The organism is Acinetobacter sp. KS-LM10 (genome assembly GCF_036896575.1).
Taxonomy (GTDB): domain Bacteria; phylum Pseudomonadota; class Gammaproteobacteria; order Pseudomonadales; family Moraxellaceae; genus Acinetobacter; species Acinetobacter avistercoris.
Genome location: NZ_CP145906.1, coordinates 1,940,689 through 1,962,631, shown reverse-complemented (window position 1 = coordinate 1,962,631; position 21,943 = coordinate 1,940,689). Strand labels below are relative to the sequence as shown.

At 38.3% G+C, this 21,943-nt stretch carries 21 protein-coding genes and 1 other RNA gene; 9 read left to right on the top strand and 13 right to left on the bottom strand.

The genetic code is table 11. The features are described from left to right. Positions 1–105: 105 nt before the first annotated feature. Positions 106–945 carry a YbgF trimerization domain-containing protein gene (locus V5M36_RS08905; RefSeq protein ID WP_338564124.1) on the bottom strand — a complete coding sequence of 280 codons (840 nt, stop codon included), beginning with the start codon at positions 943–945 and terminating at the stop codon, positions 106–108. A 313-nt stretch (positions 946–1,258) separates the two neighbouring features. Here V5M36_RS08905 and ffs point away from each other — a divergent pair. Beyond that, positions 1,259–1,355: signal recognition particle sRNA small type (gene ffs / locus V5M36_RS08900), an RNA gene on the top strand. 163 nt (positions 1,356–1,518) lie between these two features. On the opposite strand, the gene V5M36_RS08895 is transcribed toward ffs, so the two are convergent. The 4 genes from V5M36_RS08895 to V5M36_RS08880 all read right to left on the bottom strand — a co-directional run bounded on the left by V5M36_RS08895 (position 1,519) and on the right by V5M36_RS08880 (position 4,553). Next, positions 1,519–2,151 (bottom strand): regulatory protein RecX, encoded by a 633-nt coding sequence (locus V5M36_RS08895; protein WP_338558067.1) that lies wholly within the window; start codon positions 2,149–2,151, stop codon positions 1,519–1,521. A gap of 67 nt (positions 2,152–2,218) precedes the next feature. Further along, entirely contained in the window at positions 2,219–3,262 is a 1,044-nt protein-coding gene (gene recA / locus V5M36_RS08890; RefSeq protein ID WP_338558066.1) for a recombinase RecA, read from the bottom strand. Positions 3,263–3,409: 147 nt separating this feature from the next. Then, a complete protein-coding gene (locus V5M36_RS08885) occupies positions 3,410–3,850 on the bottom strand; it encodes an RNA-binding S4 domain-containing protein (RefSeq protein WP_338558064.1) in 441 nt (146 codons plus the stop codon). Beyond that, complete coding sequence (locus V5M36_RS08880; protein ID WP_338558062.1) at positions 3,834–4,553, bottom strand: HAD hydrolase-like protein; 720 nt, start codon at positions 4,551–4,553, stop codon at positions 3,834–3,836. Before V5M36_RS08880 ends, V5M36_RS08885 begins: the two co-directional genes overlap by 17 nt. Before the next feature lie 17 nt (positions 4,554–4,570). On the opposite strand from V5M36_RS08880, the gene V5M36_RS08875 reads away from it, so the two are divergent. Both V5M36_RS08875 and V5M36_RS08870 read left to right on the top strand, forming a co-directional pair. Next, positions 4,571–5,419, top strand: a complete 849-nt coding sequence (locus V5M36_RS08875; RefSeq protein ID WP_338558060.1) for a 3'(2'),5'-bisphosphate nucleotidase CysQ family protein — start codon at positions 4,571–4,573, stop codon at positions 5,417–5,419. A 63-nt stretch (positions 5,420–5,482) separates the two neighbouring features. Continuing rightward, entirely contained in the window at positions 5,483–6,214 is a 732-nt protein-coding gene (locus V5M36_RS08870) for a histidine phosphatase family protein (protein WP_338558058.1), read from the top strand. A 190-nt stretch (positions 6,215–6,404) separates the two neighbouring features. Here V5M36_RS08870 and rpsT read toward each other — a convergent pair whose 3' ends face one another. After that, positions 6,405–6,674 (bottom strand): 30S ribosomal protein S20, encoded by a 270-nt coding sequence (gene rpsT, locus V5M36_RS08865; RefSeq protein ID WP_338558056.1) that lies wholly within the window; start codon positions 6,672–6,674, stop codon positions 6,405–6,407. 214 nt (positions 6,675–6,888) lie between these two features. On the opposite strand from rpsT, the gene V5M36_RS08860 reads away from it, so the two are divergent. Genes V5M36_RS08860 through V5M36_RS08850 form a run of 3 tightly spaced genes read left to right on the top strand, consistent with a single transcriptional unit; the run spans position 6,889 to position 8,928 of the window. After that, the gene (locus V5M36_RS08860) at positions 6,889–7,563 is read left to right on the top strand and encodes an NAD(P)H-binding protein (protein ID WP_338558053.1); all 675 of its coding nucleotides are present in this window, start codon (positions 6,889–6,891) and stop codon (positions 7,561–7,563) included. Positions 7,564–7,577: 14 nt separating this feature from the next. Then, a complete protein-coding gene (gene rraA, locus V5M36_RS08855; protein WP_338558052.1) occupies positions 7,578–8,090 on the top strand; it encodes a ribonuclease E activity regulator RraA in 513 nt (170 codons plus the stop codon). Between the two features lie 52 nt (positions 8,091–8,142). Next, entirely contained in the window at positions 8,143–8,928 is a 786-nt protein-coding gene (locus tag V5M36_RS08850) for a glutathione S-transferase N-terminal domain-containing protein (protein WP_338558050.1), read from the top strand. A 489-nt stretch (positions 8,929–9,417) separates the two neighbouring features. Here the strand turns inward: V5M36_RS08850 and catA are convergent, their stop codons facing one another. The 7 genes from catA to V5M36_RS08815 all read right to left on the bottom strand — a co-directional run bounded on the left by catA (position 9,418) and on the right by V5M36_RS08815 (position 15,325). Continuing rightward, positions 9,418–10,338 carry a catechol 1,2-dioxygenase gene (gene catA, locus V5M36_RS08845; protein WP_338558048.1) on the bottom strand — a complete coding sequence of 307 codons (921 nt, stop codon included), beginning with the start codon at positions 10,336–10,338 and terminating at the stop codon, positions 9,418–9,420. A 169-nt stretch (positions 10,339–10,507) separates the two neighbouring features. Further along, the gene (locus V5M36_RS08840) at positions 10,508–11,569 is read right to left on the bottom strand and encodes an NADH:ubiquinone reductase (Na(+)-transporting) subunit F (RefSeq protein ID WP_338558045.1); all 1,062 of its coding nucleotides are present in this window, start codon (positions 11,567–11,569) and stop codon (positions 10,508–10,510) included. 84 nt (positions 11,570–11,653) lie between these two features. Continuing rightward, positions 11,654–12,016, bottom strand: a complete 363-nt coding sequence (locus V5M36_RS08835) for a phenol hydroxylase subunit P4 (RefSeq protein ID WP_338558043.1) — start codon at positions 12,014–12,016, stop codon at positions 11,654–11,656. A gap of 84 nt (positions 12,017–12,100) precedes the next feature. Then, a complete protein-coding gene (locus V5M36_RS08830) occupies positions 12,101–13,624 on the bottom strand; it encodes an aromatic/alkene/methane monooxygenase hydroxylase/oxygenase subunit alpha (protein WP_338558041.1) in 1,524 nt (507 codons plus the stop codon). 65 nt (positions 13,625–13,689) lie between these two features. Next, positions 13,690–13,956, bottom strand: a complete 267-nt coding sequence (locus V5M36_RS08825) for an MmoB/DmpM family protein (RefSeq protein WP_338558038.1) — start codon at positions 13,954–13,956, stop codon at positions 13,690–13,692. Positions 13,957–13,967: 11 nt separating this feature from the next. After that, a complete protein-coding gene (locus V5M36_RS08820) occupies positions 13,968–14,972 on the bottom strand; it encodes an aromatic/alkene monooxygenase hydroxylase subunit beta (RefSeq protein WP_338558036.1) in 1,005 nt (334 codons plus the stop codon). 17 nt (positions 14,973–14,989) lie between these two features. Continuing rightward, positions 14,990–15,325, bottom strand: coding sequence for a phenol hydroxylase subunit (locus V5M36_RS08815; RefSeq protein WP_338558034.1), 336 nt, complete (start codon positions 15,323–15,325; stop codon positions 14,990–14,992). A gap of 564 nt (positions 15,326–15,889) precedes the next feature. On the opposite strand from V5M36_RS08815, the gene mobR reads away from it, so the two are divergent. From mobR to mfd, 3 genes are all read left to right on the top strand, one after another. Beyond that, the gene (mobR, locus tag V5M36_RS08810; protein WP_338558032.1) at positions 15,890–17,569 is read left to right on the top strand and encodes a phenol degradation transcriptional regulator MobR; all 1,680 of its coding nucleotides are present in this window, start codon (positions 15,890–15,892) and stop codon (positions 17,567–17,569) included. A 187-nt stretch (positions 17,570–17,756) separates the two neighbouring features. Further along, on the top strand, positions 17,757–18,107 hold the full coding sequence (locus V5M36_RS08805) for a hypothetical protein (protein WP_338558031.1): 351 nt from the start codon (positions 17,757–17,759) through the stop codon (positions 18,105–18,107). Between the two features lie 166 nt (positions 18,108–18,273). Then, positions 18,274–21,735: a transcription-repair coupling factor gene (gene mfd, locus V5M36_RS08800; RefSeq protein WP_338558030.1), complete on the top strand. Its 3,462-nt coding sequence runs from the start codon at positions 18,274–18,276 to the stop codon at positions 21,733–21,735. Positions 21,736–21,943: the final 208 nt, after the last annotated feature.

Below are 21,943 nucleotides of genomic sequence, written 5' to 3'. Positions count from 1 at the left end.
TTAAATGAAATGATCGATGAAATATTTATTTAAAAAAGAACTAAAGCAAATAGACGCTCAATGAAATTCAGTAAGCGTCTTTTGAGTTAGTAATTTGGCTATCCATTAACTTTTATTGAAGTAAGCTGCTTCTTCAGAACTTGGATAAGTTGAAATTAATTTTTTCTTATAAACGTCAGCAGTTTGAAGGTTTTTATTTACATCTTTAGCAATGCTATAAAGTTGATAGAGAGATCGGGGAGCTTTCGCTGAATTCGGAAATGTCGATGCAACAATTTCATAATACTTTTTAGCTTCCACATAGTTTGGCGGTTCTATTGCAAGATTAAACTCAGCTAACCAAAAATATGCATTACCTGTATAAACGCTGTTGGGATTGTTTTTGACAAAATTTTGCATAGGTGCGATAGCTTTTTTTGCACCGCCTTGTTTATATGCATCCAGTGCGATGGTATATGCAGCTTTATCTAACTCAGTTTGAGCTGCTGCGTTGTTACTATTAGATGGCGAGCTCTGAGCTGTTGTTGTTTGTTGCGTACTATTTGGTGCTGAGCTTACTGGGGGTGTTGTACTTGGTGCAGGATTTTCACTTTCAGGCTGATCTTCAGTCGGTTCAATTTTTTGTTGTAAAAGCTCTAAGCGTTGATCCAAATCTGCATAACGGTTTGTCAATTCTTTATTGAGTTGATCGATTTGATGATCTTGTTCTTCAATTTTTCCACGTAATTCGCGCAGTTGATTTTCTAACTGTTGATTCTTTTGTATCAGATCCCAATTGAGATTACTGGAACTACCAGAAGAAGCTACGTTATTTGAAACCGTCACAGCCTGATTGGATCCACCTGAACTTTGACTCAGTCCACGTGACTCAATTGGAATGTTTGCAAATACGCTTGTTGAGCCGAGAATTGCTAATGTGAGTAAAGTATACTTATTAAGCATTATGTTTAATCCAACTAAAAGGCAGGTGTCTTCTGTTTAGTTCAACATTAATGACAATGTGAATTAAATAGACAGCGCATTTGAAATCTAAAAATTAATATCATTAGAAACGTCATAGACTATAATTGCAATATGTTTTTACAATCTTGATATACAAATGAAGATTAAAAAATGACAGGTTAATGTATAAAAATTAACGCTATTTTACAGATTTGATTGCTAAATAAGCAAAAGGATCAGTTGGTTGTGATTATTCTCAATTGAGACTTGCAAGATCAGTAAAAATCTCTATACTCTGACCTTGCAATGGTAGCCCTGCTGGTGGCTTCGCAATTGTACTCTGAGAACTCCGCCAGGACCGGAAGGTAGCAACGGTATCAGAAATATGATGTGCCGAAGTTTTGCTAGTAGGGTTGCCACCATAATCTAAAACTATAAGTTATCTGTATATAAATTCCAAAATATAAAGTCCAAAGTTATCTATTGAAAGCCAAAAATTATCTATTTAAATCCAAAAACCTATTTTTATATTTCAATAGAAAAATCATTTATTTATCTATATCTATTCAAAGTTATTTATTCAATCTCATGTTCTTTTCTGCGAATAGCTTTCATAATTGCATCCATTTCAAAGCCTCGATATTGTAAAAAACGAATCTGTTTTGCTTTTATTTTTGCATCTATAGCGACTTCAGTTCCATATTTTTTGACTTTTAATAAGTACGCTTGTTCATACCAGTCAATTTCTTCCATATCATTTTTGGCTAAAGCTTTATCAATACTTTTTGCATTTAAAGCAAGTTTAATGCGATTAGGGCCTTTACCTTGTCGAATTTGGCTTCTTACGGTCATTTCAGCGACCCGTTGATCGCTTTGATAGTTTTCTCTGGCGAACTCATCGACGAGGGTGAGGACTTCTTCACGATCTTCAGCGTATAAGCATAATTTTTCAATCAAATCTTGTTTAGAGTATTCTTTGCGGGTCAAGACTGCAAAAGCATAAGAACGAAGGCGTGTGCCTGTCATACCAGGCTGTTTAGGTTCCGGATTTTCTTCATCATTTAAAGATGGATATTTACTGGGTGGTTTTCTTTTACTATAGCGCTGATATTTAGATTTATTGTTTTCTTGTGGCGCTGTCTCATCCTCACCATATTCACGTTTAAGCGCTTCATAGTCAATGACTTTGGGGAATTGTGGATCATTCATGCTGCAGTATCACTTTATGAGAAAAAACGCCCCGAGGGGCGTTTATAGTTTAACTTTGATTAACAGATTAAACATCTAAAAGATCGGGTTCATCTTGTTTTTCTTCAGCGGCTGGCGGCGTTGCTGTTACAAGAAGTCGTTCGCGAATCATGCGATCAAGTTCGATTGCAAGTGCAGGATTTTCTTCAAGGTGACGAATCACATTATTTTTACCTTGACCAATTTTGTTGCTTTGATAAGAATACCAAGCACCTGCTTTTTGAACCAATTCCTGAGCAACAGCTAAATCGACCAATTCACCTAGGTGGTTAACACCTTTACCATAAAGAATTTGGAAAAGTGCTTCGCGGAAAGGCGGTGCCATTTTGTTTTTCACGACTTTAACGCGTGTTTCTGAGCCGACAATTTCATCACCTTCTTTGACTTGACCAATACGACGAATATCAAGACGAATAGAGGCATAGAATTTAAGTGCGTTACCACCTGTTGTCGTTTCAGGGCTACCAAACATCACACCAATCTTCATACGAATTTGGTTAATGAAAATGACCATACAATTTGAGCGTTTTGCATTACCCGTAATTTTACGGAGCGCTTGACTCATCAGACGTGCTTGTAAGCCCATATGAGAATCACCCATTTCGCCTTCAATTTCGGCTTTAGGGGTTAAGGCAGCAACTGAATCGACAACGATCATGTCTACAGCGCCAGAACGTACCAGCATGTCTGCAATTTCAAGTGCTTGTTCACCATGGTCGGGTTGAGAGACCAAAAGATTATCGATATCAACACCGAGTTTACGAGCATATTGTGGGTCTAATGCATGTTCAGCATCGATAAATGCACAAGTACCACCAGCTTTTTGACATTGCGCAATAGCTTGCAATGTCATGGTGGTTTTACCTGATGATTCTGGACCGTAAATTTCAACAATACGCCCTTTGGGTAAACCGCCGATACCTAAAGCGATATCTAGGGTTAATGAACCTGTAGATACAGCTTCAACTGCTTGAACATTATTATCGCCTAAGCGCATAATTGTGTTTTTACCAAATTGTTTTTCAATTTGGCCTAAAGCAGCTGTGAGCGCTTTGCTTTTGTTCTCATCCATCTCGTAACCTCAAAAACGATGTAATGTCACTTATAACTTAAGTGGATGTCTTGAATTAAATCTCTAGTCCACGTCATTATAGTGACAGAAAAAAATGTTGTATTCTATCTTTTAAAGCATAAGCACGACATATATTGTCGCATAGGCTTACTCATCATCGTATGACCATTGCTGATCAAATTGCTGCCCATTTTCTTGTCTAAATTTGCTGATGTCGCGTCGATCTTTTTTGCTCGGGCGATGTTCAGGTCGAGCAAGATTATGCAATTTTCTTTGAGCAGAAAGCAACTCACGTCGTGCGATACTCACTTCTGTTTCTTCATAGAGCAGTTGTGCAGAAGGTGCACCTCCACGAACACTCGATAAAGCTTTGACCATCACGGTTTTTTTTTCAAAACCTTGTTGTATGGTAAGTTCCATGCCAACCCGTATTTCACGCGAGACTTTAACCCGATCATTGTTTAAGTGAACTTTACCACCTTCGATGGCTGACTTCGCGATCGAACGTGTTTTAAAAAAACGTGCTGCCCAAAGCCATTTGTCTACGCGCATGGATTCAGTGGGTTGTGGTTCAAGCTGTTTTGACATTCATTTCCTTTTGGGAGTGCTGTGTTAATTGAGACTGTTGGTTCAAAATATCGAGCAGTTCAGTCAGATTGTTGATCGCTGGATATTCGAGCTCTAAGGCATTTCTCGCTGCTTTATTGCTTGAGGGTTGTGTAATCGTGATTAAATTTTCAATACCAAACGATGCAGCGCCTTTGAGTACTTTTGCCGTATCATCGATAAGCATTACATTTTTAGGATCGAAGGGGTGTTTGTTGTGTAAAATTTGCCAAAATTCGATAAACTCTTTGGCGTATCCAATTTCTTCACTACTCACCATAACTTCAAAATAAGGGCTAAGATTGACATTTTCAAGCTTTAACTTGAGACCAGCGCAATCTGCATTGGTGACAATCCAGCAGCGATAGCCTTGATGTTTTAGCGCTTCTAATAACTCGAAACAACCTAGACGTGGCTGAATATTCTTTTTATAGTCATACTGTAGCGCTAGAGTGTCTACACCGACTTTTGAGCTCCAGAAGCTTGAAGAATACCAAGCAAGGGTGTGTTTATGTTCTTCGTAGAAACAATTTAATGCGGCATGACTTTGTTCCAGTGTGCATGCGTGTGTCATTGCATGACGTTCTGGAAGTTTTTGATTCCAAATCAAATCATCATAAGCCAGATCAAGTAGGGTTCCGTCCATGTCGAACATGATGATGGGTTTATTCTCTAAATAAGACATAAAATAGGTTTTTATCCATGTTTATCACAACTCAGGCACCACAAGATCAAAAAATATTGAATTTAGTGCCAGTCTTGGTTGCTGCGAGTAAAATTCTCTTAGAAGAATACCAAAATTATTGCGCAGGGCGCGAGTTTAAAATTATTGAAAAGGAAGATCATTCACCCGTCACCCAGGCTGACTTAAAAGTGAATGAGTACCTCATGACTGAATTAAAGCGCCTCACACCGAATATACCTGTTCTTTCAGAGGAAAGTGATAACGTCGATCGACACGCATGGTCTGACTGTTGGATGCTGGATCCACTAGATGGAACCAAAGAATTTATTCATCAGCGAGATGAATTCACGATTAATTTGAGTTTGATTCATAATCATCAAACTATTTTTTCAGTCATCGTTGTACCTACTGAGCAAGTGTTATACGTGGGCTATTTAACGGATCTACCCTACAAATATTCATTTGATGAAGATTTGTGGGAGCGTTACTGTAAGTATAAGAAGTCAGAAGAAGATGCGATTCAAATTGGATTGAGTCATAGTAGTAAAAATCCTAAATATCAGCGCTATATCGACTATATCGAGCAAGATAATCCTGTGGTTAAGCGAGAAGCGGGAAGTGCATATAAATTTTGCATGATGTTAGAAGGTGAAATTGATATTTATCCTCGCTTTCATCCAACCTCCGAATGGGATACGAGTGCTGGACAAGGACTATTAGAAAGTATTGGTGGAGGCTTGCTAAGCTTGGATGCAGTACGTTTTAGTTATAATCATCGAGACACCCTGTTAAACGAAGGTTTTATTGCATTTAGAGATAAAGATATCCAACAATTGGCTTTAGATGCGCTATCAAATATCTCTTAATCAGATGGTTAGTTTTGTCCTGCATGTTATAGTGGATATGTAAATCAAAATTAATAAAATGATATGAGTTTAAAGTTTTTACCGAAAAGTATGTTGCAGGCAGTGGATATGCTGCCTGAAGCTTCAGTTCCCGTTACCTTGTTCACACGTCATTCAATTCGAGAAATTGTTGAGGGACAAGGTCTTGCTGGCTATGATTTACAGTTAACAGAGACGGGTCGTGATTTAGCGCAGGAATGGGGTTCATACTTGATTGAAAATACAGATCGAATCATTCGACACTGTATCTCAAGTCCTATCCAGCGTTGTGTGGATACCGCTGCACTGATGATTCAGGGTGCAGATCAAATATCAAATTATGAAAATACGCATCATATCGAAATTATTGAACAAGGCTTACTGGTTGAGCCGGGTAGCTTTGTTTTAGATATTCATCAAGCCGGACCTTTTTTTCAGAAACAAGGTGCTTTGGGTTTTATCAATAGCTTCGTGAATAATGCATTACCAGGAATGAAGCATCCCATTCGTGGCGTGATTGATGTTCTTGAATTAATTTACAATACCCATCCCAAACAAAAAAATGGCTTAAGTCTGGCTGTGAGTCATGACACGATTTTGGCAGCGATTATTGCTGTGATCTCTGGACAAACACAAATAAATCAAGCGGATTGGCCTAAAATGATGGAAGGTTTATTTGTTTGGTTTGAAGGCGATGAATTTATGGATTCAAAATTAAAATGGATTTGGCGAGGACAATGTCATGAATTGCTGATTCGAGATTTTAAAATGAATTAAATGTTCAATACATTTAAAGCGCTTCTATTTATGTTGTTTGCTTATCTCTAGAATTTATGATGTGTGATTGAATTAATACTGATTGATTCACAGTGAAGCTGGTTTTTGAGTGGGAGAGCTTAAATTAGTGGGAGAACTCAAATTAAAGATATAAAAAAAGCCCTATATAGGACTTTTTTTACAATACAACTTAGTTAGCAGCTAAAGCTTTAACTTGTGCATTTAAACGGCTCTTGTGACGAGCTGCTTTATTCTTATGGATGATGCCTTTATCAGCCATACGATCGATTATTGGTACTGCAGTTTTGTACGCTTCAGTTGCTGCCGCATAGTCGCCAGCTGCAATAGCCGCAACAGTGCGTTTAAGATATGTACGAACCATTGAACGTAAGCTAGCGTTGTGTTTACGTGCTTTAACGTTTTGACGAGCACGTTTTTTAGCTTGAGCAGAGTTTGCCACTCGTGCACTCCTTGAAATAGATTGGTCTGGGCGGGCTGAAATTGCATCTAATAATCTTCACCAGAAGAATTTACACCAGCCCGTAAACAAGTGCCATATTGTGATTAATTGAGTAAGCAAAGTCAAGTCTTGACATGCTTTGACAACATTTTTGATGCAGATAAAATGCTGTTAAAGCGTTAAATTATACGAATTAAAGATGGAATGATTAAAAATGAGTCAATTGATAAAAAGTGCAGTTGTGATTGGTGCAACAGGTCTGGTGGGGCGTGAGCTATTAAAACAACTGAACCAGAACCCAACTTGTGAGCGAATTGTCGCCATTGTTCGTCGTGAAGACGAACAATTAAAAAAATTCGAAAAATTCGAAAAAGTTGAACAGTTGGTCATGGATGATTTTTTATTGATCAATGATCAAGATGTAAATGGTTTCAGTCATGCATTTAGTTGTTTGGGCAGTACGATTAAAAAAGCAGGATCTAAAGCCAATTTCTATACCATCGATTTTGAAATTAATGCACACTTTGCAGATTTATTCAGTGAAACGGATACACATTTTGTTTTGGTGAGTGCGCATGGTGCAGATGCAGGTTCCATGTTTTTCTATAATCAGGTAAAAGGCGAACTCGAACAATATTTAAAAAAATCCAGTTTAGCTTTGATTTCTATATTACGTCCGTCTTTATTATTGGGTGAACGCAATGAATCAAGAACGCTTGAAGATGTCTCTCAGAAACTCTTTAAGCGTTTATCGCATTTGGTGCCCGATACATTTAAATATAAGCCAGTGACAGCAGAGCAGGTGGCTCATACTATGGTCGAGGTTGCGCAAACGCAGACTGAAAAATTTAAAATTTATGATAATTTGCACATTCAAAAAAGTAAATAAAAGGGAATTACACCATGACGACAGCTCAATTTGTAACGTGTGACATATTGGATGATCATCCTGATCGTAACATTCAAGTGATGACACCATCTCTTGAAGGCCATTTTTTTAAAAGTTATGGTGCAATTAAAAGTTTTGCTGGTGAAGTGGTGACTGTAAAGTGTTTTGAAGATAATTCACGAGTAAAGGAATTGTTGGCAACAGACGGTACAGGAAAAGTTTTGGTGGTTGATGGTGGTGGGTCTATGCGTTGTGCCTTAATGGGCGACATGATTGTTGAGTCTGCCGTAAAAAATCATTGGAATGGTGTGATTATTTATGGCTGTGTGCGCGATGTGGATGCAATAGCTGATTTAGCACTGGGTGTGCATGCTTTAGCTTCAATTCCATTAAAGAGTAATCGTAAAGGTGCGGGCGAGGTTGACTTGGTTTTGAAGTTTGGCGGCGTAACAATCCATTCAGGTGATTTTATTTACGCAGACAATAACGGAATCATTGTGACCAAAGAAAAATTAGCAGAATTTTAAGGCTTAAACTTTATCGTACGAGAACACATAAAATATAAAGGAAGAAGTGAAAATGGCGAATCATCAAATCAACGTGATACAAGCGGTATTATCTGCTGTGACCGAGGGTGGTCGTGGCGTAACAGGAACACCCTTTCCGATACAGCCAGAAAAAGCATTGAAATTATATGAGTTTGAGGGTTCGCCTTTTTGTCGTCGTGTTCGAGAAGTCCTCACGACATTAAATTTAGATTACGAGGTTTATCCGTGCCCGAAAGGCGGTACGAAATATCGTAAAGAAGTTCAAGCACTCGGTGGTAAGTTACAGTTTCCATTTTTAGTGGATGAGAATACAGGTGAGCATTTATATGAGTCACAGCAGATTATTCATTATCTTTTTAAGCATTATGGTAAAACTGGATCTACCCCAAGAAAATACGCACATTATCCTAAGCTTCCTGCGGTTGCATTGTTCGGCACATTGATTAATGGAATCAGTGGGGTATACGTCAATAAAAAAATTATTGATCGCGCTGCTCCAGAGCAACTGTTGGAATTGTGGGGCTTTGAAGCTAGCCCATACACGCGTGTGGTTCGCGGTGTGCTTACAGAGTTAGAAATACCATTTAAGTTTCATAACGTACCGAAAGAGCGTTGGCAAGATCAGGGGCCTGCATTATTGCGTTTAAAACCTGGGAAATATATCCCTTTATCTGGTGGTAAGCGTGAACAAGTGGTGCAAGTTATGAATCGTAAAAAACTGGACATACAAGTGCCGTATTTGATTGATCCAAATACAGGAACAAAATTATTTGAATCTAAAAAAATTGTGGATTATCTCAATCATCAATATGGTTAATTTGCGACGGTTAATTTGAGATGATTAATATGAGATAAAACAGACCATACTTGTTGAGACAATGATATTAATTGATAGTCTTTACTCAATAAGGTGTTCGTTGTTAATACTTATGCGATCAAAGCCATGATTTCAGATTCAAAAAATAACTCAATCAAAGCCAACATTATGGTGGCTTTGATATTTTCTTGATGAGATTGATATACTCAGAATTAAAATATCCATACGAATTTGAGCATTTCTTTATCACCTTTGGGACGATTCTCTCTTTTAGTTTATCTAGAGATTTCGCTTCACAAGACCAATTTTTATCTTAATAATGAAATCGATCTATAATCTCCAGCGAAATATTCTCCTATTATTCTCCTCATTTGTAGTCTGCATTGACTTTTTTATCATTTAAGCGATAGATGAGCTTGGTGGAAATATCTAAACCATGAGCAGAGGAATAGTGATTAAGCGATTCAATTTTGATTAACTTTTTTGACCTTATAAGCTTAGATGGCGTCGATCGACTTCTGTTGATGGTGCTTGAGGGTTATCTTTGACCAATTCGACATTAAAAGTGATCTTTTTAAATGGTTTGTCTAGACCACGACGTGAAATTTCAGCAGGATCAGTGATTTCGATTGCTGTTGTAATGAGATCCTCACGCGTTGCAAAGGCAAAGTCATCCCAAAGATATTCATCGCCTTCAATGTTAAATTGTGTCGTTAATTTACGATAATTGGGCGCTGAGATAAAATAATGAACATGCGATGGACGTTGACCGTGGCGGCCTAATTGGTTTAACAAAGCTTGTGTTGTGCCGTCAGGCGGACAGCCATAACCGACTGGCATAGTGGTTTGCGCGACATATTGACCATTTTCATCTGTAAAAATAGTACGGCGTAAATTAAAATCAGATTGTGATTTATCAAAAAATGAATAATTACCTAAACCATTGGCATGCCAAATCTCAACTTTGGCATTCTTTAACAGATTACCTTCAGTATCGGTCACCGTACCTTCAATGAATAAGGTGTCGACTGTGTTTGATTCTGAGCCATCATCCATACGCGCAAAGCCAACAGATTCAGGAGCACCTGCAACATACAGTGGTCCTTCAATTGTACGCGATGTACCACCTGTAATACCTGCTTGAGCATCTGCTTCGTCTGCACGTAAGTCTAGATAATGTTCTAAACCTAAACCGCCAGCCAGCAATCCTAATTCATTGGCTTGACCTGCATCGGTTAAATATTCAATACCTTTCCAAACTTCAGTTTGTGAAATATCGAGATCTTCAATGACTTGGAAAAGTTCAGTGACCAGACGCACGACGATTTCTTGTATACGTGGATTTACACTACCTTTAGCTGTATCTAAATTGACTTTTTTTACAAGTTTTTCTATTTGTTGGCGATTCATTTTTAATCTTCCTTGTCGATTGGCTGTTTAAAAAATAAAAAATAAAAAATAAAAATTTAAAATTCGAATGATTTGTTCCATGCCAGTTCAAATCATTCGAAAACGGATCGATGTCTAAGACATCAAAGATGGGAATGCTGATTAAATAAATTCAGCACGAATCCAATTTTTAAATGTGTTTAAACAGTGCAGAGCGAGTCTGGCTATCTGCGCCATCTGCGGCACTTAAGAAACGTTCATTATGAATATCACGCTCAAATAAACGACTTTGCATCAGGGTTGAAATTGCTGCGTCAATCATGGGTGGTGGACCGCATAAATAAGCTTTATGTCCACCACATTTATGTTCAAAATAATCGGCCACAGCATCATGCACATAGCCCGTAAATCCAGTCCATTGATCTTCTTTTTTGGGAGCATTCAAAGCAGGGATATAGCGGAAGTTGGGGTAATCTTTGACCAGTTTTTCAAAAATATCTTGATTATATAACTCTGAGAGATCTCGCGCGCCTTGGAAGAGGTAAATTGTGCGTCTATCGCCTTGCTCAAGTAAATCCATAATCATTGATTGTGGGCTGGATAAACCAGAGCCACCTGCAATAAAGATGACATCTTTATGATCAGATTTACGGACAAAGAATTGACCATAGGGACCTGAAATTTCAACTTTGTCATTGACTTGAAGTTGTTCGTGTACATAGGTCGTCGCTGCACCGCCTTGTACTTGGCGAATATGTAGTTCCACAATATTGGCTTGACTTGGAGGGTTGGCAATTGAAAATGCACGTGTACCTTCTATTCCTGGCAATTGTAGGTTGATATATTGACCCGCTTGAAAGTCCATATCCCGATCAATCTCTAGGCGTACACCTTTAATAGTTGGTGAAAGATCGGTGATCTCGATAACTTTGGCTTGATAGTCTTGGACCAAGTAACCCATGAAATCTTCGTCTTCATCAACATCAGCTTCAATCACCATGTCAGATTCAGGTTTGCAGCAACAGGCTAAAACTTTATTTTCTTCACGCTCAATGTCCATTAAAGCAAAAGAAGAGGCCTCACCTATATCAAAAAAGCCGTCAGTAACTTGTACTTTACACGTGCCACAAGTACCGTGCCCGCAAGCAAAGGGCAGCCAAACACCTTGGCGTAATGCTGCATCTAGAATGGTTTGATCTTCTTCAACTTCAATGGTCATGCCAATCGGTTCAATGGTAACTTGATAGCTCATCCTTGCTCTCCTTGCATCTCTATATTTGCACTAGACATCTGGGTTTTGATGACAGGCGTCTAGCGCAGTTATTTATTTTTAGTGTTATACGTGTGTACCGTTGTAGCCATTCAAGCCTGGTGTGACAAAACGTAATAAAGACTTATGATCAAAACCCAATTCTTTTAAGGATTTTGAAAAATCATTATTTAAGATTTTACGGTTCAATGTGAATTTCACCTCTGACCAATTAATATGTTCAAAATCTGGGTGTTGATGAAATCCAGCTTTGATTTGTTGGTCGATTAAATCTTGAAGGCTTTGCTCTGGCGAAACCAACATGGCATAAGCTGCGCAGAACAGGGTGTGATGATCCCAACCGATATAAAGCAACATATTGTCGCCGTAGTTTTGCTGTTGGTCGCGTGGGGTAAATTTATAATCTGCTCGGATTGCTTTTACTGACATAATCTTCTCCATATTTCCTTATGCAGTTACCGCACATTTATTTCATCTTGAATGTGCAGTAACCGAATCACTTTGGCTGAGTATTTAAGCCATTCCTTTCCATTTTTTCCAGCGCTCTTGATCAGGTGAGCCTTCAATATCCATATTGTCAGCACCGACATTAAAGTGGTAATAATCACGTAAGATGTCTTCAAGCTCTGGACCACCACAGGCTCCCTGTAAAATTTGATGTACAGGTAACCATGCTTGGCTATATTTTTCAGGCTCACGTTCGAAAATGTCATGACAGCCATCTGAGCAGGTATGGTAACGTTCGCCGTTATAAATACTGTCGCGATAGCTGAATAGGGTTGGATCACTATCCATTTCAGTAAAGGCCATCGGAACTTGGCAGACTTGGCACAGTTGCGGTAAGCCATCGCTATAGAAGCGCTTGCCTTCAGCTTCCATTTTGCGTGCCATTTCCCATTTTGGGCGGTAGTATTTATCAAAAGTATCTGGATATTTTTCAGAGAGCCAATCCATTTCTTCATCGGTTGGAATCCAAGTGTGGAAACCTGCTACATGACCGTAGTTATAAAAAATCCACCAAGCTTGATGTGATACATGCTCTTTTTCTTTTTCAATCACTTCAGAATATTTAGGCATACGAATACCGTAGCGGCTTAAATCTTTAAACAATGCACCGCCAGCTTCTTCAAAATATGTTTCCCATGCCTCTTTCCAAGACATCACTTTGTTTGGCAACATATAATCCATCATCATGGCAACAATCGAAAGTAGACGTGTTCCACGCCAGAACCATTTATCAATCCATTCTTGAACGATTGGGACGTTGTCTTCATGTTGCTCAAGTAAGAATTTTACAATCTCTAAGCCTAAAGTCATGTGGCGGGCTTCGTCAGATTGCGCAGAGAAGCCAAAAGTTACGGTTGCCATATCACCGTTATAAGCCGCCCCAGACATAAATGGGACGAACAATAAATTAGTAAGTACATATTCAAAGGCGAAGCTGATTGCCAATATGAACTCAAACGGCCCACCAGAACGTGCATCTTCAAAGAAAGATTTCGGTACAGATAAATACCAAACACGGTCATGCATATGTGCCCAATCATGGAAGCCATCAAAGAACTTGTTGTAATGGCTCATGGCATGAACTTGGGTTTGTACATGACGTAATTCATCAATGGATTGCATTTGTGACGCAATACGTGCACCAATCCCGCCAAATTGACGTCCAACGTGTGCATAACCTTGATAAGCTTGATATTCCAATGGAGTAACTGCGGTTAAGAACAGTTTGATGGCATTTAAATAGCGTTCATTGGTTACGTTCATCTGACCATTGTTTTGAGAAAATGCATCAAAAATGGCATACAGTTTCTTTTCTTTTTCCGCTTGGTATTTCCAATAAGAATCCATCGTTAAACGGAATGGATCTTCCCATTTTGACCAGTCGGTGATTTTAATGCCTTCAAACTCTTCATAAGGGAAAGCTTCCTTGCGATCGGCATAAGAAAATTCCCAGTCCAAATCACGCGTTAATATGCGATAGCGTTCTTTAGCATTCATTTTCTTATTTGGGGTTTTTACTTGGCTATTCATGGCTAATCATCCTGTTCTTTATCTATAGCGTCATGCTGTATTTTTATCGGGCGATGTTGGTCGCATTAATTCCATTTTAAGGTGAAGGTTTCGTCGTCTTCTTCGACATTACCGCCCAAAGTAATCATGTTGAGCTGTAGGGATTGAATGTCCCAATCTTGTCCGAGTTTTTCAGATACAGTTTCGGCACGAACGACTAGAGTGCCTTCATTTTCGACACGGATCATCGCAGGCATGTATTTCACAGAGGCTTCAGGATTATCTTCTTCAATCGCTTCAATGATATAGCGTGAGGTATCGTTATCTTGCAGTGCCAAATATACTTTACTCATGATGCAAATCCTTATGCAGTAAATAAATGTTGAAGATCTAAACCTGCTTTTTTTCCACGTTCTAGCAGTAAATTCATAGCAGACTCTGTATTCATTTCAGGCAATGCTAAAGCTGTCCAAGCGCTAAAAGCTTCATCGACTTGCGGGAGATAATCTTTGATCCAATCTTCAATTAAGGCTTTATTCTCTGCGGATTCTTGTACTGCATTTTTGAAAACACTATCTGACCATTTACGTAAGTCTGTTAAACATTCCTGCATAAATTCAGTCAGCATCGCGACATCACGTGCTCCATTTGTAACGAGCCATGCATCTAGATCACCGTAAACGAGTTGTTGTAGTGCAGTGTCGATGAGCAAATTTTGTAAAATAAATAACTTGAACCAATCTTTTTCAGTTTGGCTAAATTCGCAGAGTTTACGTAATGGTTGCCATGCAGGATTATCCATCCATTCAGTTTTGGCTTCCGTTAATGAATCACCAGTATTGCCATCCAGCAATAAACCAATTCGAGAAATATATTGCGCCATGCCAAGGCGATCCATTGCCGCATACATACAAGCTTGGGTAATGACTGTCCCATAACCGTATGCACTACCTGACATCATGTGTAAATTCGCAGTTTGTTCAACGTAACGTAATGGCAGTAAGCACTGAATAATTTTTTGCTTTGCTTCATCAGAAATGTTTAAAACCAAATCACGTTTTTCAAAGAAGGTATAATTACTTTCAGCGATGTCTTGTAGACGCGCACGATGTTGTACATAAGCGCCGTAGTAGAATTGACGTGGGTCTTTAAATACATACCAATCTTTCATCTGTAAGGCAGTATAGGTTGGGTCGTTTAAAGTTTTATCAGGATTCCAAAGTGGGCGATAATGGAAGTTGGCTGCACCTTGAATATCATAGCTAACCTCTTGATAACGCGTTGCGGGCTTTGCGCCAAAACGACGTTCAATATAAGCATAGGTATTACGAATCGGCTCAATATTTGAGGTTTTAATTTCTAAAGTCATCACACTCTCCTTGGAATTTAAGACTGATCTTCTTGATCTGGAATATGGTGTTCGTTATTTTCAGGCAGGGTATAGCGCTCTGCGTGTAACATCGTTGGTTCAATGCCATAACGCCATTTATCTTCTTGGGCGTCATTCCATGCTTGTTGTTCGGAAGTCATTTCGAGCACTTGATTGATTTCACAAAAGTGTTGAAAGGCTTGTTGTGGAAGAACCAACTCTACAAATAAAGTTGGATCGTGAATTGCAAAATCAAATTCTACAAATTTTGCATTTCGGTCACCGGTAATCCGAATATATTTGGTCAGCGGTTCCATATGCTCATCCTTTTGTTCTTTACCGAGATTATTCATCTGCGCAACCTTGCGCTTGAACCTGTGTTATTTGCTATATCTATTTCAAAATGCGTGCCAACTTATATAAACAATTGAATTTATTAACTTTATATTTATTTTTAATTTTTTTAAGATTTTGAGTGATTAAAAAATTCATCATATGATGAAGTTAAAATTGTCTTATTCTCTAAATGATGAAACTTTAAATGATGAATATTGTGTGAGAGTCGTGCTCTTAAGAAAAAAGCCTATTTTGAAGATAGAATTTTGAATGATTACGCATAAATCAAATGAAGATTTCAGTTCTTTTGAAACGAGTTTTAGCAGTTTGATATAAATGAATTGCAGCAAAAATCGTCAACTTTGTATTGAGAAGCTTTTTTTATCGTATAGATGATTAAATTGCTTTGAGAGTTTTATTAAAGGTTAAAATAAAATAAATCAATAACTTATTTTAAATTTTTTTTATAAAATTATTTATTTTAAATACCTTGAAAGTATAAATTTATATTTAAAAGCAACACTACAATTGAGTGAGAATTCGTTAAGATAACGATAATATCTCAGCCAAGGACAGGTCAGATGCTGCTCGCCAAAGATATCAAACGATATAAAGAAATATTAGAACAACAAGATGATATTCAAGATTTATTGGATAAGATTAAATTTGATACTAAACATGGTCAAATCTGGTTTGAAGAAAACAGAATGTTATTGTTGCATACGGGCATTATGGGTTTCCTGCGTAAAGACTTATATCAAATGCTCGGTCATGAGCGTACCAAAGATTTCTTTATTCGTTGCGGTTATCAAGCTGGAATGCGAGATGCTGATGTAACTTCGAGAGTACGTCCCAATTTGAATGAAGTTGAAGCTTTCATGGCTGGCCCACAGATGCATAGCATTCGCGGCATGGTTCAAGTTGATGTGAATGCATTAGAACTCAGTCACGACGATCATAAATTTTTTGCAGACTTTAATTGGCTTAACTCTTTTGAAGCTGAAGTTCATCTCAGTGAATTTGGAGCATCTGAAGAGCCTGCCTGTTGGATGTTACTGGGATATGCTTGTGGTTATACCAGTTTTGTTATGGGTAGAACTATTATCTATCAAGAGGTTCAATGTGTTGCACAAGGGCACGATTGTTGTCGGATTATTGGTAAACCGTTGGAGGAGTGGGAAAATGCAGACGAGTTACTTCGTTTTATGTCACCTGATGCGGTATCGGACGAAATTATTGCCTTACAAGCTGAATTAAACCAACTCAAAAAGAATATCTACACCCAAACAGAAGCGGACTACACCATGTTTAATGCTGTGGGTGAATCAGCAGCTTACCGAAATGTCTGTGATCTGCTTAAAAAATCTGCAGGGAGTAAGGTGGCTGTATTATTGCAAGGAGAAACGGGTGTAGGAAAAGAAGCTTTTGCACGTGGTATTCATCAAGCCAGTCAGCGTCGTGAGCAAAATTTTGTTGCAGTGAATTGTGCTTCTATTCCACCCGATTTGATCGAAGCAGAATTATTTGGTGTTGAAAAAGGCGCATATACGGGTGCAACACAGTCACGTATGGGTAAGTTTGAACGTGCGCATGGCGGTACAATATTTTTAGATGAAGTGATTGAACTTTCAACACGTGCACAAGCGGCTTTGTTAAGAATGCTTCAAGAAGGAGAGTTTGAGCGCGTTGGAGACTATCAAACTCGTAAAGTAGATGTACGTATCATAGCAGCGACCAATGAAGATCTAGAGCAAGCAGTCAAAGATGGTCGCTTCAGAGCAGATTTATTTTATCGTTTAAATATTTTTCCAGTTAAAATTCCTGCTTTACGCGAACGTCGTGAGGATATTCCTCTGTTGGTACAACACTTTATTCACAAGTTTAATTATATGTATGGCAAAGACATCAAAGGTTTGAGTGATAAAGCCAAACATTTTATTGTGAATTATGATTGGCCTGGAAATATTCGTGAACTAGAAAACCTCTTGGAACGCGCAACCTTACTGACGGATGCGCAGCAAGAGATTAAACTCAGTGCTTTATTTCCGCAGAAAAAACAAGAGAATGATGTTTCAGATAATGCAGATGATTTTGATCAGTTTTTGACAGAGGGTTTTCGTTTAGATGAACATGAGCAACAATTAATTACGCAAGCCATGAAAAGAGCTAAGCAGAATATCTCTGAAGCAGCACGCATTTTAGGCATAAGTCGAGCGGCATTGGATTATCGATTAAAAAAACAAGGAAAACTTATGAGTTGATAAGCTCAGTAAGCGATATGCAACGACGAATAATACTGATGATTTAATGAAGTATGTAAAACTAAATTATTTTTATTGTACGTTGAGCTGAATCGGACTAGGACTGTAAAATGAGAAAAAGATTTATTCCACAGCTGATCACGCTATTTGCTATATTTGGTCAGATTTTCTCGGTAGAAGTACGATTATGTTCAGTCAAATTAAGAAAATGTTCAAAACTAAACCCTCATTAGAGCAAATTTTCTTAGAAGAAAATAAGCTTCACTTTGATGAATCTAAGGGCTGGATGATTGATGATGTGGTTTTGAATAGCTTATCTGAACGACTAGAGTATTTCTCAAACGGTAAATTAAAGAATTTTGACGATCTCAAAGCATTATATTTCAAGTCAATGCTCATCAACGAGAAAATAGATTTAGAAATTGCGCATCAGCGCTTTGTTACTCGACTTGGAAATACTGAAGAAAACTTACTGGCTTTAAAGACGAGTATTGCGAAATTAAATCAATACTACCGATTGTTTTTGAGAGAAAAATAACTGTTTCACTTTAACGTTGATTTATTTCCAATTTGAAACTATTTTTAAACTAGTCTGAATCAATGATGTTCGGCTGAAATAGCATTTTGAAATTGATAAAATACTCAAAGCCAAAAAGCATCATGCTAATATATGGACCATGTCATTTAGACCAAAAGCGATCTTCATGTTCCAAAGTGAAATTTCAAAACTCAATATAAAACAACTTAAACAAAATGAAAAACGTTGGGTAGGGAGCTTAGCTGGCTCATCTGCTGCACTGTTATTTAAAGAAATTAGTTTAACCACAGATCGTTTATTTGTTTTGGTTGCACGAAATAATCAACATTTGGGGCAGTTGGAAAGTGAACTTGATTTTTATGGCATAAGTCCGACTATTTTCCCAGATTGGGAAATTCTTCCATACGATCGATTGTCTCCCCATCAAGATATCGTTTCTGAGCGTTTATCAATATTATCAAATATGCCTAAATCAGGTGTGCTGCTGATTGCGAGTACGACTTTAGCACAACGCGTGGCACCCACCTCATGGATTTTGGGTGAACATTTTGATATTAAAGTCGGGCAAAAATTTGATTTAGAACAGCAGAAAATGCGCTTGGTTCAGGCGGGATATCATCTGGTAGATACGGTTTATGACCATGGTGAGTTTGCGGTTCGTGGCAGTATTATGGATATTTATGCCTCTGGACAAGAGTCGCCAATTCGTATTGATTTATTTGATGATGAAATTGAAACTTTAAAGTTTTTTGATCCCGAAACGCAGCGCACCACGACAAAATTAGAATATTTCACTGTTTTGCCAGCCAAAGAATTTCCTTTAAAAGAAGCGCGAACAATTTTCAGAGATCGATATGCTGAAAGTTTTCCGACAGCAAATCCGAAAAAAAATCCGATTTATCAAGATGTCATGGAGGGTATTGCATCACCAGGCTTAGACTTCTATTTTCCATTATTCTTTAGTCATGATGCGATGCAAACGCAAAGTAGTATTACATCATACTTACCAAGTAATGCTATTGTCATTACAGATAAGTATTTGGACGATGAGTTATCCAATTTTTGGAAAGAGGTTTACCGCCGCTTTGAAGATCGTAGACATAACCAAGATCAGCCTCTATTGCCACCAGAAGAAATATTCTTTAATCAAAATCAAATCTATGAGCAATTGAATCAGTTCTCACGGATTGTTGTATCACCAGATTCATTTGATGAAAAAGCAGGTGTAATCAACCTGCTTACTGAAAACCCACCACGACTTGCTGTAGATCCCAAGCATGAAAGACCATTTCATGTGGTTAAGGATTATATAGACCAAGCGAATCATCCTGTTTTATTGGTGGCTGAAAGCGCAGGACGACGTGAATCTTTAAGAGACTCTTTGCGTTCAAGTATGGGTGATATTCCTGTCGTTGAAAGTTTTGAGCAATTTATTCAGCAGCAATTTTCTGTCGCAATTACCAATGCACCTTTGGAGCGTGGTTTAGTCATTCAAAATGCCTTAACGGTTATTTCAGAAAATCAACTTTATGAACATCGTGTAGTTCAACGACGCCGTAAACGTCAACAGGATGTCTCTGAAGAGTTTTTGGTTAGAAGTCTCACAGAGCTCAGCATGGGTGCACCTGTGGTGCATATCGATCATGGTGTTGGGCGTTATGCGGGTCTAGTTACACTCAGTATAGATGAACAAGATTACGAATTCTTGCAACTGGATTATGCCGACGCAGCAAAAGTATATGTTCCTGTTACCAATTTGCATTTAATTAGTCGATATAGCGGTGGAGATCCTGATCTAGCGCCATTACATAAATTAGGTACAGATGCATGGAATAAAGCAAAACGTAAAGCATTAGAGCAAATCCATGATGTTGCAGCTGAACTTCTTCATATTCAGGCTCGACGTAAAGCAAAACCTGGCATCAGTTTTGAATTGGATCAAGTTTCTTATATGCAATTCGCTGGTGGTTTTGCGTATGAAGAAACACTGGATCAAGCCAATGCGATAGAAGCGACCTTGCATGATATGCAACTCGCAAAGCCGATGGATCGCTTGGTATGTGGTGATGTGGGTTTTGGTAAAACAGAAGTGGCAATGCGCGCAGCATTTCTTGCGGTTCAAAACAATAGACAAGTGGCGGTATTGGTTCCAACCACTTTGTTGGCACAGCAACATTTCGAGTCTTTTAAAGACCGATTTGCAGATTGGCCTATTCGTATTGAAGTGCTTTCACGCTTTGGAAGTAACAAAGCACATCTCAAAGTCATTGAAGATTTAATCAATGGTAAAGTGGATATCGTAATTGGTACGCATAAGATTCTGCAAGAAAATGTACAGTTTAAAAATTTAGGCTTAATGATCGTAGATGAAGAGCATCGCTTTGGTGTACGTGATAAAGAGCGGATCAAAGCCATGCGTGCTGATGTGGATATGTTAACGCTAACCGCGACACCTATTCCAAGAACGTTGAATATGGCATTTTCAGGCATGCGTGATCTTTCTATTATTGCTACGCCACCAGCTCGTCGTTTAGCTGTCAAAACGTTTGTAAATGAACAAACAGATGCCACTATGAAAGAAGCAATTTTGCGTGAATTGCTACGTGGTGGCCAAGTTTATCTTTTGCATAATGAAGTGGATAGCATCGAAAGAGCAGCGGAGAATATCCGTAACTTAGTACCTGAGGCACGTGTAGCTGTAGCACATGGACAAATGAGAGAGCGTGAACTTGAGCAAGTCATGCAGCAGTTTTATCATAAAGAACATAATGTTTTGGTGTGCTCGACGATTATTGAAACGGGTATTGATGTTCCAAATGCCAATACCATTATTATCGAACGGGCTGATAAATTAGGTCTGGCACAATTACACCAACTCCGTGGCCGAGTAGGACGTTCGCATCATCAAGCGTATGCCTATTTAATGGTGCCTTCATTGAAAGCCTTAAAAGGCGATGCTGAAAAGCGTCTAGATGCAATTCAACGGGCTTCTAATCTCGGTGCAGGCTTTATATTGGCTACCGAAGACTTAGAAATTCGTGGCGCAGGTGAATTGTTAGGCGAGCAGCAAAGTGGTTCGATGCATGCCATTGGTTATAGCTTGTATATGGAAATGTTAGAAAAAGCGACCAAAGCCATTCAGCAAGGTAAAACACCAAACTTTGATGCACCTTTATCGCTGACTTCTGAGATCAATTTACATATGCCTGCGCTCATACCCGATGACTATCTAGGGGATGTGCATCAGCGCTTATTATTTTATAAACGTATCAGTAATACCGATTCGCAAGAAAAACTCGATAATATTCGTATGGAGTTGATAGATCGTTTTGGCATTCCACCATTACAAGTGAAACAGCTATTTAGTGTGCATCAACTTCGTATTAAAGCAGAAAAGCTGGGGATTACTAAAATTGATCTGGGTGCGAATGGCGGTAATGTCGAATTCTCACCAGAAACGCCTGTGCAAGCCATCAGTATTATTCAGTTGATGCAAAAGCAGCCGACATATTACAAGATGGATGGCGGACAACGTTTAAAAGTCATGGTTATGCTTGAGGAAAATGCTAAACGCATTCAATTTGCTGATCAATTATTACTAGAGCTTTTAAAAGGGATAAACGGCTAAAACTAACGCATCTTAGGATGAGTTTGTTCTAAATTAAGCCTTTTAAATGTGTGATTAAAATATACAGATAAAGGCTTGATTTATTTATGTGAAAGATTAAAGTGTTTGTCAGATACAAATCTTTTTTTTGCATTTATTTTGTGTCAAAACATAATACTAATAATATTCAGGCTAAAACCGATGTGTTAGTATTGCTCATCCATTTAAT

Coding starts and splice junctions, on each gene's coding strand:
- V5M36_RS08895 (WP_338558067.1), bottom strand. CDS start 2,151: ATGAATGATCCACAATTCCCCAAAGTCATTGACTATGAAGCGCTTAAA.
- recA (WP_338558066.1), bottom strand. CDS start 3,262: ATGGATGAGAACAAAAGCAAAGCGCTCACAGCTGCTTTAGGCCAAATT.
- V5M36_RS08885 (WP_338558064.1), bottom strand. CDS start 3,850: ATGTCAAAACAGCTTGAACCACAACCCACTGAATCCATGCGCGTAGAC.
- V5M36_RS08880 (WP_338558062.1), bottom strand. CDS start 4,553: ATGTCTTATTTAGAGAATAAACCCATCATCATGTTCGACATGGACGGA.
- V5M36_RS08875 (WP_338558060.1), top strand. CDS start 4,571: ATGTTTATCACAACTCAGGCACCACAAGATCAAAAAATATTGAATTTA.
- V5M36_RS08870 (WP_338558058.1), top strand. CDS start 5,483: ATGAGTTTAAAGTTTTTACCGAAAAGTATGTTGCAGGCAGTGGATATG.
- V5M36_RS08860 (WP_338558053.1), top strand. CDS start 6,889: ATGAGTCAATTGATAAAAAGTGCAGTTGTGATTGGTGCAACAGGTCTG.
- rraA (WP_338558052.1), top strand. CDS start 7,578: ATGACGACAGCTCAATTTGTAACGTGTGACATATTGGATGATCATCCT.
- V5M36_RS08850 (WP_338558050.1), top strand. CDS start 8,143: ATGGCGAATCATCAAATCAACGTGATACAAGCGGTATTATCTGCTGTG.
- catA (WP_338558048.1), bottom strand. CDS start 10,338: ATGAATCGCCAACAAATAGAAAAACTTGTAAAAAAAGTCAATTTAGAT.
- V5M36_RS08840 (WP_338558045.1), bottom strand. CDS start 11,569: ATGAGCTATCAAGTTACCATTGAACCGATTGGCATGACCATTGAAGTT.
- V5M36_RS08835 (WP_338558043.1), bottom strand. CDS start 12,016: ATGTCAGTAAAAGCAATCCGAGCAGATTATAAATTTACCCCACGCGAC.
- V5M36_RS08830 (WP_338558041.1), bottom strand. CDS start 13,624: ATGAATAGCCAAGTAAAAACCCCAAATAAGAAAATGAATGCTAAAGAA.
- V5M36_RS08825 (WP_338558038.1), bottom strand. CDS start 13,956: ATGAGTAAAGTATATTTGGCACTGCAAGATAACGATACCTCACGCTAT.
- V5M36_RS08820 (WP_338558036.1), bottom strand. CDS start 14,972: ATGACTTTAGAAATTAAAACCTCAAATATTGAGCCGATTCGTAATACC.
- V5M36_RS08815 (WP_338558034.1), bottom strand. CDS start 15,325: ATGAATAATCTCGGTAAAGAACAAAAGGATGAGCATATGGAACCGCTG.
- mobR (WP_338558032.1), top strand. CDS start 15,890: ATGCTGCTCGCCAAAGATATCAAACGATATAAAGAAATATTAGAACAA.
- V5M36_RS08805 (WP_338558031.1), top strand. CDS start 17,757: ATGTTCAGTCAAATTAAGAAAATGTTCAAAACTAAACCCTCATTAGAG.
- mfd (WP_338558030.1), top strand. CDS start 18,274: ATGTTCCAAAGTGAAATTTCAAAACTCAATATAAAACAACTTAAACAA.